11 protein-coding genes are annotated in these 12,857 nt (G+C 74.9%); 4 read left to right on the top strand and 7 right to left on the bottom strand.

The features are described from left to right. Positions 1–26 precede the first annotated feature (26 nt). From AB0398_RS07255 to AB0398_RS07245, 3 genes are all read right to left on the bottom strand, one after another. On the bottom strand, positions 27–293 hold the full coding sequence (locus AB0398_RS07255) for a helix-turn-helix transcriptional regulator (RefSeq protein ID WP_366372860.1): 267 nt from the start codon (positions 291–293) through the stop codon (positions 27–29). Beyond that, on the bottom strand, positions 293–790 hold the full coding sequence (locus AB0398_RS07250; RefSeq protein ID WP_366372859.1) for a DUF2975 domain-containing protein: 498 nt from the start codon (positions 788–790) through the stop codon (positions 293–295). The genes AB0398_RS07255 and AB0398_RS07250 overlap by 1 nt, the downstream gene beginning before the upstream one ends. A gap of 100 nt (positions 791–890) precedes the next feature. Then, positions 891–3,251: a GAF domain-containing SpoIIE family protein phosphatase gene (locus AB0398_RS07245; protein WP_366372858.1), complete on the bottom strand. Its 2,361-nt coding sequence runs from the start codon at positions 3,249–3,251 to the stop codon at positions 891–893. 478 nt (positions 3,252–3,729) lie between these two features. On the opposite strand from AB0398_RS07245, the gene argC reads away from it, so the two are divergent. The 4 genes from argC (at position 3,730) to AB0398_RS07225 (ending at position 8,106) form a co-directional block, all read left to right on the top strand. Then, positions 3,730–4,767, top strand: coding sequence for an N-acetyl-gamma-glutamyl-phosphate reductase (gene argC / locus AB0398_RS07240; protein ID WP_366372857.1), 1,038 nt, complete (start codon positions 3,730–3,732; stop codon positions 4,765–4,767). Beyond that, a complete protein-coding gene (gene argJ / locus AB0398_RS07235; RefSeq protein ID WP_366372856.1) occupies positions 4,764–5,915 on the top strand; it encodes a bifunctional glutamate N-acetyltransferase/amino-acid acetyltransferase ArgJ in 1,152 nt (383 codons plus the stop codon). Before argC ends, argJ begins: the two co-directional genes overlap by 4 nt. Before the next feature lie 185 nt (positions 5,916–6,100). Then, entirely contained in the window at positions 6,101–6,928 is an 828-nt protein-coding gene (argB, locus tag AB0398_RS07230; RefSeq protein ID WP_366373025.1) for an acetylglutamate kinase, read from the top strand. Beyond that, positions 6,925–8,106, top strand: coding sequence for an acetylornithine transaminase (locus AB0398_RS07225; protein WP_366372855.1), 1,182 nt, complete (start codon positions 6,925–6,927; stop codon positions 8,104–8,106). Before argB ends, AB0398_RS07225 begins: the two co-directional genes overlap by 4 nt. A 74-nt stretch (positions 8,107–8,180) precedes the next feature. On the opposite strand, the gene AB0398_RS07220 is transcribed toward AB0398_RS07225, so the two are convergent. Genes AB0398_RS07220 through AB0398_RS07205 form a run of 4 tightly spaced genes read right to left on the bottom strand, consistent with a single transcriptional unit; the run spans position 8,181 to position 12,767 of the window. Further along, positions 8,181–9,761 carry an amidohydrolase gene (locus AB0398_RS07220; protein ID WP_366373024.1) on the bottom strand — a complete coding sequence of 527 codons (1,581 nt, stop codon included), beginning with the start codon at positions 9,759–9,761 and terminating at the stop codon, positions 8,181–8,183. A gap of 41 nt (positions 9,762–9,802) precedes the next feature. Then, on the bottom strand, positions 9,803–10,660 hold the full coding sequence (locus tag AB0398_RS07215) for an ABC transporter ATP-binding protein (protein WP_366372854.1): 858 nt from the start codon (positions 10,658–10,660) through the stop codon (positions 9,803–9,805). Continuing rightward, positions 10,657–11,754 (bottom strand): iron chelate uptake ABC transporter family permease subunit, encoded by a 1,098-nt coding sequence (locus AB0398_RS07210; RefSeq protein WP_366372853.1) that lies wholly within the window; start codon positions 11,752–11,754, stop codon positions 10,657–10,659. The genes AB0398_RS07215 and AB0398_RS07210 overlap by 4 nt, the downstream gene beginning before the upstream one ends. Continuing rightward, the gene (locus AB0398_RS07205; protein ID WP_366373023.1) at positions 11,751–12,767 is read right to left on the bottom strand and encodes an iron chelate uptake ABC transporter family permease subunit; all 1,017 of its coding nucleotides are present in this window, start codon (positions 12,765–12,767) and stop codon (positions 11,751–11,753) included. Before AB0398_RS07205 ends, AB0398_RS07210 begins: the two co-directional genes overlap by 4 nt. Positions 12,768–12,857: the final 90 nt, after the last annotated feature.

The raw sequence follows: 12,857 nt of genomic DNA, 5'->3' as shown, positions 1-12,857 counted from the left end.
GCCGGCGGGCCGGGTCCCGCCCTCCCTCAGCCGTGCTCCTCCCCCGCCGCCGTCACGGCGTCCGCCGCCGTGCTCCCTCCCGCGCCGGGCTCCGGCTCCCAGCGGAGCAGGTCGCCCGGCTGGCAGTCGAGGACCTCGCAGAGGGCGCCGAGGGTGGTGAAGCGCACCGCCTTGGCACGCCCGTTCTTCAGCACGGCGAGGTTGGCCGGGGTGATGCCCACGCGTTCCGCGAGTTCGCCCACGGACATCTTGCGCCGGGCCAGCATCACGTCGACGTCCACGACGATCGCCATCAGATCACCTCGGCGAGCTCGGCCCGCATCCGCTTCGCCTCGGCCTCGCGCTCGACGGCCTGGGCGAGGAGCATCCGCAGCACGAGCACGATCAGGGCCACGCCGAGGACCGCCAGGCTCGCCCCGCAGATCAGGAGCACCACGCCCGGGGCGGCGGCCTCGCCGGGCGCCAGGAGGACGGCGAACGCGAACACCAGGGCGGCGCCCGCGGCGAAGGCGCCGGTGACGACGTCCACGTACCGGAAGGCGCCGTGCGAGAACACCGTGCCGCGCCGCACCATCGTCACCAGCCGCCACACGCAGACCAGTACGGTCTGCGCGGTCAGCGCGCCCAGGACGACGAGCACGAGCACCGGTGTGCGGAGGTACGCGTACTCCGGCCTGAGCCCGTCCAGGTCGGCGGCCAGGAGCGGCACCATCACCGCCTCCACGAAGACCGAACCCGCGAGCAGTCCCGCGAGCACGGCCCGCAGGGCGAACACCGTCAGCTTCCCCATGACATCCCCTTCGATCGAAAACCGATAATAAGCTATCGATATTCGATAGGCACGGCAAGACGGGAGTACCGCGAGGGCGAAGGAGCGAAGGGGGCGGGGGTCAGGGCTCGCGGCGGAGGAGCAGGAGGGCGACGTCGTCGGTGCGGTGCGCGGGGTTCTTCACGTGCCGGATCAGGCCGTCCGCGAGCGCGTCCAGGTCCCCGGGCCGGGACCGCGCGAGGCGGCCGGACAGCTCCGCCGTGGCCGTGCCGATGTCGACGCCGGGCGCCTCGACGAGCCCGTCGGTGTAGAGGGCGAGGACGGAACCGGCCTCCCAGGGCACCTCCGCCGTGGCGTACTCGACGTCCGGGGCGATCCCGAGGAGGAGGCCCGGCGGGACCTCCAGGAGCCGGGTCCGGCCGTCGGGCGCGCGCAGGAGCGGCGGCGGATGGCCCGCCGTGGCGAGCCGCAGGCGGTGGCGGGCCAGGTCGAGTTCGACGATCAGACAGCTGGTGAAGCGGTCCGGGTCCAGGTCGTTCAGGAGCCGGTTGGTCCGGGCGAGGATGTCGCCGGGCGACGCGCCGGCCGTCGCGTGCGCGTGGACGGCGGTGCGCACCTGCCCCATGAGGGCGGCGGCGTTCGGATCGTGCCCCTGGACGTCGCCGATGACGGCGATGACGGTGTCGGGCGCGGCGCGGATGAGGTCGTAGAAGTCGCCGCCGACGTCCATGCCGTGGCCCGCCGGCAGATAGCGGGCGGCGACCCCGACGCCCGGGAGCGGGATCAGGCCGTGCGGGAGCAGGCTGGTCTGGAGGCTGTGGGCGAGGGAGTGCTTGGCGTCGTAGAGCCGGGCCCGGGCGAGTGCCTGGGCGATGAGGCCCGCCAGGGAGGTGAGCATGGCCCGCTCGGCCGCCGGGAAGGAACGCGGCCGGGCGTAGGAGAGGATCAGGGAGCCCACCGGGCGGCCCGAGGCGATCAGCGGCAGGAACGCCCAGGCGGAGCGGTCCTCGTAGCGCGGGGCGCGGGGGTGGGCGCGGTACAGGTCCTCGGGGCTGGTGAAGAAGACGGGGACGCCGGTGGCGAGGACCTGGGCGTCGGCGACCTCGGCCGTCAGGGGCGTGCCGTCGTACCGGTCCACGAACTCCTGGCGGTAGCCGCGGTGGCCGATGATGCGCAGCCTTCCCTCGTCCGCGCTCATCAGGACGAGGCCCTGCGGACCGAAGGCCGGCACGATCTGGTCGGCGACGAGCTCGACGACGTCGTGGACGCCGGCCGCCTCCGCCAGGGTCGCCGCCATGTGCATGAGGTGGTACACGGCCCCGGCGCCCACGGGCTCGGCGTGCCGGGGGGTCGGGGCCGGCCCCCCGGAGGGGACGGACGCCTCGAAGACCCCGGGCGAGGCCGAGGTCCCGTACGCGGCGGAGACACCGTGCGTGGCGAAGACGCCGTGTGCGGTGGAGACGCCGTGTGCGGTGGAGATTCCGGCCGGGGCCGGGGCCGGCGTCCCGGACGGGGCCGGGGTTTCGTGCGAGGTCGGGGTCCCATGCGGGACCGTCGCACCCGCCCCGGCCGCCCTCCCTTCCCCCTCCCCCTCCTCCTCGTCCGTCGCGGCGGGTCCCGCCACCCGGGTGATGTGGACGCTGATGCCGGTGGCGTCCGGGTACAGCTCGAACAGCAGCCGCGTCGCCGGCCGCCGCGCGACGGTGAAGGACATCGGCTGGCGGCTGACCACCGCCGCGCGGTAGCGGTCCTCGAAGACGGGGTCGTTCAGCCAGAGCAGCGCCTCCCACGGGCGCTTGCCCAGCAGCGCCGCCGCGCCTGCCTGGAGCAGCTCCGCGGCGGCGGTGTTGAGGAAGGTGAGGCGTCCGTCGAGGTCCATGGCGCAGCAGCCGACGGGCAGCCGTTCGGCGAAGCGGAGGGCGGACCGGGACAGGACGGGGTCGGCCTCCGGGGGCCGGTCCGGGTGCACGACGCGCGGTTCGGAGGGGTAGGACGCCGGTTCCCGTTCGGCCGCCCGGCGCAGCAGGCGGGCCGCCCGGCGGCCGAAGTCGTCGAGCGCCGCGCGCTCGTGCCCGTCGAGGTGGGGCGGGTGCCAGACCGGCCACAGCAGGACGGTCCCGCCCCGCACGGCGTCGTCGTCGGCGATCGGGGCGGCGGCCAGGAGGAAGTCGTACGGCAGCACGATGCCCAGGCGCGGGTAACGGCGGGCGATCTCCTGCTGACCTCCCAGCCACACGAGTTCGCGGTCGCGCATGGCGTCGACCACCGGGATCGGGGCGTCGGCCGGGATGCGGACCCAGGGGGCCGCGATCTCCTGGGAGACGCCCGACACCAGCGCAAGACGCAGCATGTCCTCGCCCGGGACCCGGAGGTACATCAGACCGACCGAGGCACCGGTGTCGCGCATCACGTCGGCGAGGACGGCCTCCAACCGTCCCGCGCCGAAGACGTCATCGGCGTCCGCGTCCGCCGGCTCTCCCATATCCGGACCCTACGCCGGGCCCGTCCGGGCCGCTCGACAGGACCGGCCCATCGGTGGACCGCGACGGGCGAGCCCCAAGGAAGCTGAACTTAGGTTAGGCTCAGCTAAGTCACGATCGAAGGGTGAGGGGGTGCGGGCACATCCGCTTTTCGTGTTCCTTCCGGAAGGTCGCGAACGATTCCACGGACGACGACACGAAACGGCGACCGGAACGAAACCCGGAGCGGGGGCACGGCCGAGGGCGCGAACGGCGCCGCGCACGGCGACCGGTCCCGCGACGGACCCCGTCCCCGAGACCGGAGGCGCGCGGGGCCGGGTCCCGTCGCGCGGCCCCCGTCCGGCGGGACGCCGCGAGACGTTCGCCGGGACGCACGGCCGGGGGCCCGCCCCGGCAACCCCGCGCCCCCACCCTGAAACGGCGTTCCGCGGCCCCCTCCCCGGGGCGGCGGCCCCCACACGTACGGAGAGACGGAAGAACATGACCGTAAGGGTCGCGGTGGCCGGTGCGAGTGGCTACGCGGGCGGGGAGCTCCTCCGCCTGCTGCTGTCGCATCCCGGCGTGGAGATCGGTGCGGTGACCGCGCACAGCAGCGCGGGCCGCACCCTCGGCTCGGTACAGCCGCAACTGGCGGAGCTCGCGGACCGGGTCCTCGGCGAGACCTCGGCGGCCGCCCTGCGCGGCCACGACGTGGTCTTCCTGGCCCTGCCGCACGGGCAGTCCGCCGCGTACGCGCGGGAGTTGGACCCCGGCACGCTGATCGTGGACTGCGGGGCGGACTTCCGCCTGCGCGACCCGGCGGCCTGGGAACGCTTCTACGGCTCCGAACACGCCGGGACCTGGCCGTACGGCCTCCCGGAACTCCCCGGTGCACGGGATGAGTTGAAGGGCTCGACGCGGATCGCCGTGCCCGGCTGCTATCCCACGGCGGTCACGCTCGCGCTGTTCCCCGCGCACGCGGCCCGGCTCGTGGAGCCGGAGGTCGTGGTCGTCGCGGCCAGCGGGACGTCGGGCGCCGGACGGGCCCTCAAACCGCACCTCCTCGGCGCCGAGGTGATGGGCTCCATGAGCCCGTACGGGGTCGGCGGCGGCCACCGGCACACCCCCGAACTCGTCCAGAACCTCTCCCTGGTGGCCGGCGAGCGCGTCACGGTGTCCTTCACCCCGACGCTCGCCCCGATGCCCCGGGGCATCCTCGCCACCTGCTCGGCACGGCTCCGCCCCGAGGCGCTCGCCGCGGGCCCGGAGGCGGTGCGCGAGGCCTACGAATCCGCCTACGCGGACGAGCCGTTCGTCCGGCTGCTGCCGCCCGGGCAGTGGCCCTCGACCGCAGCCGTCCTCGGGTCCAACACGGTCCAGGTGCAGATCGCCGTGGACCCGGACGCCGGGCGGCTGGTCTGCGTGAGCGCCGTCGACAACCTGACGAAGGGCACCGCGGGTGGCGCGGTGCAGAGCATGAATGTCGCCCTAGGCCTGCCGGAACGGCTGGGCCTGCCCACGAATGGAGTCACTCCGTGAGTGTGACCGCTGCACAGGGGTTCCTCGCCTGCGGCATCGCCGCCGGGATCAAGGAGTCCGGTGACCGCGATCTGGCCCTGGTGGTGAACCGGGGGCCGTCGCGCGCCGCCGCCGGCGTCTTCACCTCCAACCGCGTCCAGGCCGCGCCCGTGCGCTGGTCCCGGCGCGTCCTGGCCGACGGCCGGATATCCGCCGTCGTCCTCAACTCCGGCGGCGCCAACGCCTGTACGGGACAGGCCGGCGCCGTCGACACGCGCCTCACGGCCGAGCGGACGGCGGACGCGGTGGGCGTGGACCCGCACGAGGTCGCGGTCTGCTCCACCGGCCTGATCGGCGTGCGGCTGCCGATGGACCGCGTCCTCGCGGGCGTCGACGCCGCCGGGGAGCTGCTCTCGCCGGACGGCGGCGAGGACGCGGCCGTCGCGATCAGGACGACGGACTCGGTCCACAAGACCGCCTCGGTGACCCGGGACGGCTGGACGGTCGGCGGCATGGCGAAGGGCGCGGGCATGCTCGCCCCCGGGCTCGCGACCATGCTGGTCGTCCTCACCACCGACGCCGACGTGGACCCGGAGGCGCTCGACGAGGCGCTCCGCGCGGCGGTGCGCACCACCTTCGACCGGGTGGACTCGGACGGCTGCATGTCCACCAACGACACCGTCCTGCTGCTCGCCTCGGGCGCGTCCGGGACCGTCCCCGACCCGGCGGCCTTCGAGGAGGCCGTGCACGCGGTGTGCCTGGACCTGGCCGGGCAGCTCGTGGCGGACGCCGAGGGCGCCTCCAAGGAGATCGAGGTGAACGTCGTCGGCGCGGCCTCCGAGGAGGACGCCGTCGAGGTGGGGCGCTCCATCGCCCGCAACAACCTCCTCAAGTGCGCCCTGCACGGCGAGGACCCCAACTGGGGCCGGGTGCTCTCCGCGATCGGCACCACGGCGGCCGTCTTCGACCCGGACCGGCTCGACGTGGCGATCAACGGCGTCTGGGTGTGCCGGGACGGCGCGGCGGGCGAGTCCCGGGACAAGGTCAACCTGTCGGACCGGCGGATCACGATCACCGCCGACCTGCGCTCCGGCGACGCGTCGGCGGTCCTCTGGACCAACGACCTGACGGCCGAGTACGTCCACGAGAACAGCGCGTACAGCTCATGAGCGGACCCGGGACGACACGGACGGGGACGCTCCCCCACGCGCGGCCGGGCGAGGCCCCGGCCGAAACGGCCACCACGGCCACCACGGCCGCCGCGGCCGCCGGCACGGTCACCGCGGCCGCCGACCTGCCCTGGGCCGAGGAGCTCCGGGGCCGGACGGTCGTCGTCAAGTTCGGCGGCAACGCCATGGTGGACCCGGCGCTGCACCGGACCTTCGCGCAGGACGTCGTGGAGCTGTGGCACGCGGGCCTGCGGCCGGTCGTGGTGCACGGCGGCGGGCCGCAGATCAGCGCCATGCTCGACCGCCTCGACCTGGAGGTCCGCTTCGAGGCGGGCCTGCGGGTGACCACGCCCGAGACCATGGACGTGGTCCGCATGGTGCTGACCGGGCAGGTGCAGCGGGAGCTGGTCGGCGCCCTCAACGCCCACGGCCCGTTCGCCGTGGGCCTGTCGGGCGAGGACGCGCACACCATGACCGCCGTGCGGCGCCCCGCGTGGGTGGACGGCCGGTCCGTGGACATCGGTCTCGTCGGCGAGGTCGTGGCCGTGGAGACCGCCGCCGTGCGGGCCCTCCTGGAGGCGGGCCGCATCCCCGTCGTCTCGCCCGTCGCGCGGGGCGAGGACGGCGAGGTCTACAACGTCAACGCCGACCTCGCGGCCTCCGCGCTCGCCGTGGCCCTCGGCGCGGACCGGCTGGTGGTCCTGACCGACGTCGAGGGGCTGTACGCGGACTGGCCGCACAGCACCGAGGTGGTGAGCCGGCTGACGGCAGGTGAGCTGGACGCGCTGCTCCCGGGCCTGGCGAGCGGCATGCTCCCGAAGATGGAGGGCTGCCTGCGCGCGGTCCGCGCGGGCGTCCGGGCGGCCCGGGTCGTCGACGGCCGGGTCCCGCACGCGCTCCTGGGCGGCGTCTTCGCCGCGGACGGGCCGGGCACCACCGTGGTCCCCGACCCCGAACCGGACGCCTCCCCCGCCCCCGTATCCGCTTCCCCGTCCGAGGAGGACGACGCGTGACCGCCGCCGACAGCACGAGAACCCTCACGGACCGCTGGCGCGCGGTCATGATGGACACGTACGGCACTCCCCCGCTGGCCCTGGTCCGGGGCGAGGGCAGCACCGTGGAGGACGAGTCGGGCCGTACGTACACCGACTTCACCGGCGGGATCGCGGTCAACACCCTGGGCCACGCCCATCCGGCCGTCGTCGCGGCCGTCCGGGAGCAGGCCGAGCGGCTCGGCCACGTGTCGAACCTGTTCGTCGCCGGGCCGCCGGTCGCCCTGGCCGAGGAGCTGCTCCGGCTCTTCGGCCGGCGGGGCAGGGTCTTCTTCGCGAACTCGGGCGCGGAGGCGCTCGAAGCGGCCTTCAAGATCGCCCGCCGGACGGGCCGTTCGCACGTGGTCGCCGCCGAGGGCGGGTTCCACGGGCGCACCATGGGGGCGCTGGCGCTCACCGGCCAGCCGGCGAAGCGCGAACCCTTCCTGCCGCTGCCCGGTGAGGTGACGCACGTCCCGTTCGGGGACGTCGAGGCGCTGCGCGCGGCCGTCACGGAGGAGACCGCCGCGGTCGTCCTCGAACCGGTCCAGGGCGAGGGCGGGGTCGTCCCCGCACCCGAGGGGTATCTGCGGGCCGCGCGGGAGATCACCCGGGCGACCGGCACGCTGCTCGTCCTGGACGAGGTGCAGACCGGGATCGGCCGGACCGGCCACTGGTTCGCCCACCAGGCGGACTGGGACGTGGACCCCGACGTGGTCACCCTCGCCAAGGGCCTGGGCGGCGGGCTCCCGATCGGCGCCGTGGTCGCCTTCGGCTCGGCGGCCGGACTCCTCGGGCCCGGTCAGCACGGCTCCACGTTCGGCGGCAACCCGATCGCGTGCGCGGCCGGGCTCGCCGTCCTGCGGACCGTCGAGGCCGAGGGACTGCTCACCCGGACCGTGCGGTCGGGCGAGCGGCTGCGCCGGGGGATCGAGGAGCTGAAGCACCCCGGCGTCGCCGAGGTGCGGGGCGCCGGCCTCCTGCTCGGCGTCGTGCTCGCCGAACCGCGGGCCGCCCTGGTCCAGCGGGCGGCCCAGGACGCCGGTTTCCTGGTCAACGCGGCGGGCCCGGCCACCGTGCGGCTCGCTCCCGCCCTGACGGTGACGGAGGAGCAGATCGACGCCCTGGTGGAGGCGCTGCCGGGGATCCTCGACGCCTGAGCACGACGGAGGGCGGGCCCGCCCGGGAAGCCGTTGCGGCTCCGGGCCCGCCCTCCGTCGTCCCGGGGCGCGGCTCAGAGCCTCTTCGTCCCCGTCGCCTCGCGGCCGTCCACGAAGGTCGCCACGACCTCGATGTCCCCGATCCGGGAGGTGTCGACGGCGTGCGGGTCGTCGCCGAGGACGACGAGGTCGGCGCGCTTGCCCGGGCTCAGGGTGCCCGCGCTGTCGTCCCACCGGCAGGCGTGGGCGCCGGCGACCGTGTAGGCGCGCAGGGCCTCGTCGACGGTGACCGCCTCGTCCGGGCCGATCGGGAGGCCGGAGAGGGAGGTGCGCTCGACCATGAACTGGACGGCCCGCAGCGGCGATCCGTCGGTGACGGGCCGGTCGGAGCTGCCGACCAGCGGGACGCCGTGGTCGAGGAAGCCGCGTCCCCGGTACATCCAGGGCGCCCGGTGCGGGCCCATGACCGTGGCGTAGTCGTCGCCGAAGTACCGCAGGAAGTTGGGCTGGACGACGGCGCTGAGGCCGAGCCGGGCGAAGCGCGGGAGCTGGTCGGGGCGGATCAGGCCGGCGTGTTCGATGCGGTGGCGGGCGTCGGGGCGGGGCCGCAGCTCCTGGGCCCGCTCCAGGGCGTCCAGGGCGAGGTCGGCGGCGCGGTCGCCGATGGCGTGGACGGCGAGCTGCCAGCCGGCGAGGTGCCCGTCCACGATGAGGGAGGCGAGGTGCTCGGGATCGGCCTGGAGCCGGCCGGTGCCGTCCGTGCCCTCGTACGGCTCGGTGAGCGCGGCCGTGCGGGCCATCATGCCGCCGTCGGTGTAGATCTTGAGGGCGCCGACGGACAGCCAGTCGTCGCCGAAGCCGGTGCGCAGGCCGAGGTCGAGGCCGCGGGGGATGCCGTCCCGTTCGTGGGCGCCGAGCGGCTTGAGGGTGTCGGCGCCCGGCATGAGCTGGACGCGCAGGGGCAGCCGCCCCCGGTCGCGCAGGAGTTGGTAGGCGCCGAGCTCGGCGGGGCTGTGGCCGAGCAGGCCGCCGCCGATGCCGGCCTCGGCGCAGGCGGTGACGCCCTCGGCGAGGCAGCCGCGCCCGGCGTGCTCGATGGCGTCGGCGAGTTCCTCCTGCGCGTACGGGAGGCGGAGCCGGCGCACGGCGCCCATCGCGCTCTCCACGAGGAGGCCGTGGTCGTGGGGGACGTCGGCGGGGAGCAGGTCGAGGACGGCGCTGTTGACGACGCAGGCGTGGCCGGAGGTGTGCATGAGGAAGATCCGGTGGCCTGCGGCGACCCGGTCGAGGTCGGCGGCGGTCAGGTGCCTGCCGAGGGGGCGCTGGTCGTAGTCCCCGACGTGGATCCACGCGCCGGGCGTGTTCTTGCGGGCGACCGCGTCCGCGACGACGGCGAGGGCGTCCTCGGTCCGCTCGACGCCGGCGAGGCTCGGCGAGCTCGCCTTGAGGCCGGTCCACGCCAGGTGGACGTGGCTGTCGATGAAGCCGGGCAGCACGGTGGCACCCTGGAGGTCGACGACCTCGCGCGCGGGCAGGCCGGTCACGGCCTCGTCCAGGCCGGCGATCCGGCCGTGCCAGACGCCGATGTCGTGGGCGACCGGGTGGTCGGGGTCCATGGTGAGGACGCGCGCGTTGGTGAACCTGGTGCACAGCATCATGGGCGGGTCCGTCCCTAGGGGGTTGTCTTCGAAGAGCCTCAGGGGGTCGTGGTGAGCACCGTGCCGCCGGTGCCCTCCGCCGTGTCGTACCGCCTGGGCGCCGCGGGCACCATGAGCGGGGTGCCGGTCTCGGGGTCGTCGATGATCCGGCAGGGCAGTCCGAAGACGTCCTCGACCAGTTCGGCGGTCATGACGGAGGCCGGGTCGCCCTGGGCGGCGATGACGCCGCCGGGGCGCATGACGACGAGGTGGGTGGCGTAGCGGCAGGCCTGGTTGAGGTCGTGCAGGACGGCCACGACGGTGTGCCCCTTGCGGGCGTGGAGCTCGGCGCACAGGTCGAGGACCTCGACCTGGTGGGCGATGTCGAGGAAGGTGGTGGGCTCGTCGAGGAGCAGGACGGAGGTCTGCTGCGCCAGGACCATGGAGAGCCAGACGCGCTGGCGCTGGCCGCCGCTGAGGTCGTCGACGGGCCGGTCGGCGAGGTCGAGGACGCCGGTCTGGCGCATGGCCTCGGCGACGGCCGCCTCGTCCTCGGCGGACCACTGCTTCAGGAGCCGCTGGTGCGGGTAGCGGCCGCGGGCGACGAGGTCGCCGACGGTGATGCCGCCGGGCGCGCTGGAGGTCTGCGGGAGCAGGCCGAGGCGGCGGGCGACCTCGCGGGAGCGGTACGAGGAGATGGCCGCGCCGTCGAGGTAGACCTGTCCGGCCTTGGGCGTGAGCATCCGGGCGAGGGCCGAGAGGAGGGTGGACTTGCCGCAGGCGTTGGGCCCGATGATCACCGTGAAGGAGTGGTCGGGGATGTCGACGCTGAGGGACGTGGCGACCGTCCGGCGGTCGTAGGAGAGGGTGAGGTCCTCGGCGCGCAGCCGGGGCCCGGAGGGGTTCTTGGCGGTCATGCGCGGCTCTTTCGCGACTCGGTGATCAGCAGCCAGATGAGATAGGTCCCGCCGAGGGCGCCGGTCGCCGTGCCGACGGGGAGGAGCGCGGGCGCGAAGGCCCGCTGGACGACGAGGTCGCTCAGGGCGAGCAGGACGGCGCCCATGAGGGCGGAGGACAGCAGGGCGGGCGCGGGCGATCCGGTGAGCCGGCGCACCACCTGGGGGGCGGCCAGGGCGATGAACCAGATGGGGCCGGTGACGGCGGTGGCGAACGCGGCGAGGGCGACGCCGACGACGAGGAGCGCCGTACGGGTGCGGCGGACGTTCACGCCGAGCGCGGTGGCGGTGAGGTCGCCCATCTCCACCATGGCGAGGCGGCGGGAGAGGAGGAGGGCCGGGGGGAGCAGGACGGCGAGGGCGAGGCCGACGGCGTTGGCGTGTGTCCACGTCCGGTTGCCGAGGCTGCCGATGAGCCACGCCTGGGCCTCCAGGGCCTCCTGGAAGGTGGCCCGGGTGATCAGGTACGAGTTGACGGCGAGGAGCAGGGCGCTGACGCCGACGCCGATGACGACGAGCCGGAACCCCTGGAGTCCGCGGCCGATCATGAGGAGGTGGACGGCGAGGGCGGTGGCGAGGCCGCCGGCGAGGGCGCCGAGGGCGATCTGGGTCATGCTGCCGTGCACGAGGACGATGACGACGAGGGCGCCGACGGCGGAGCCGTTGGTGAAGCCGATGATGTCGGGGCTGCCGAGGGGGTTGCGGGTGAGGCTCTGCAGGATCGCCCCGCTCACGGCGAGGGCGGCGCCGACGAACACCGCGGTCAGGACGCGGGGCATGCGGAGGGTGTTGACGACGAAGTCGGCGGCACCGGTGTCGTTGCCGGTGAGGGCGCGGAGGACCTCTCCGACGGTGAGCGGGAAGTCCCCGGTGGTGAGGGTGGTGCCGACGACCAGCACCAGGGCGGCGAGCAGCAGGAGGGTGACGGCGACGGTGCGGCCCCGCACGCGCAGGGAGACGGCGCCGCGGCCGACGCGGAGGACCCGGCCGCCGACGACGCGGGGCGCCGGGGCCTCGGCCTTTCGTGCCCCGGCCTCTCGTGCGAGGACGCTCACAGCATGACCAGCTTCCGTCGGCGGCAGAGCGCGATGAACAGGGGGGCGCCGATGAAGGCGGTGACGATGCCGACCTGCACCTCGCCGGGGGCGCCGAGGACGCGGCCGAGGACGTCCGACCCGATGAGCAGGACGGGCGCGAGGAGCATCGAGTACGTGAGGACCCAGCGCTGGTCGGGGCCGACGACGAAGCGGGCGATGTGCGGGACGGCCAGGCCCACGAAGCCGATCGGTCCGGCGGCGGCGGTGGCGGCCCCGCACAGCAGCATCACGGCGAGGGCGGCGAGGAGCCGGGTGCGGCCGACGTTCACGCCGAGGGCGCGGCCCACCTGGTCGCCCATGGCGAGGGCGTTGAGGGAGGGGGCGAGGAGGAGGGCGACGACCAGGCCGGTGGCGACGAACGGCAGGATCAGGAGGACGATGTCGTGGTAGCGGCCCGCGAGGGAGCCCACGGTCCAGAAGCGGAACTGGTCGAAGGCCTCCGGGTCGAACAGCAGCACGCCCCAGTTGAAGGCGTACAGGACGGCGGTGACGGCCGCTCCGGCGACGACGAGCCGGTCGGGGGTGGCGAGCTTGCGGCCGGAGGAGCCGAGGAGGTAGACGCCGACCGAGGCGGCGGCGGCTCCGGCGAGGGCGAACCAGACGTAGCCGAGGGGCGAGGCCACGCCGAGGAAGGCGATGGCGACGACGACGCCGGCGGAGGCGCCCAGGTTCACGCCGAGCAGTCCGGGGTCGGCGAGCGGATTGCGCGTCAGGGCCTGCATGAGGGCGCCGGACAGGCCGAGCGCCACTCCGACGAGGAGGCCGAGGAGGGTGCGGGGGACGCGGTAGTCGTGGACGATGACGGAGGCCTCGGACCCGTCGGGGTGCCACAGCAGTTCCCAGGTGGAGGCGAAGGGGATTCCCCGGGTGCCCACCCAGACGCTCAGCAGGGAGACGAGGAGCAGCGCTCCGAGCGTCACGAGGAGCCCCGCGCCGCGCAGGGCGACGGTGGCCGGGCGCACGGGGGGCACGGCGGGCCCGCCGGTCCTCCCCCCGGACGCCGTCTGGATTTCGACGGACAACGGCCACTCCCCCTGACGGCGGTTCGCGCCCCCGTCCGG

Source organism: Streptomyces sp. NPDC086147, from assembly GCF_040702165.1.
Lineage (GTDB): Bacteria > Actinomycetota > Actinomycetes > Streptomycetales > Streptomycetaceae > Streptomyces.
The sequence above is the reverse complement of the archived record's forward strand: the minus strand, read 5'-3'. Positions and strand labels throughout refer to the sequence as shown.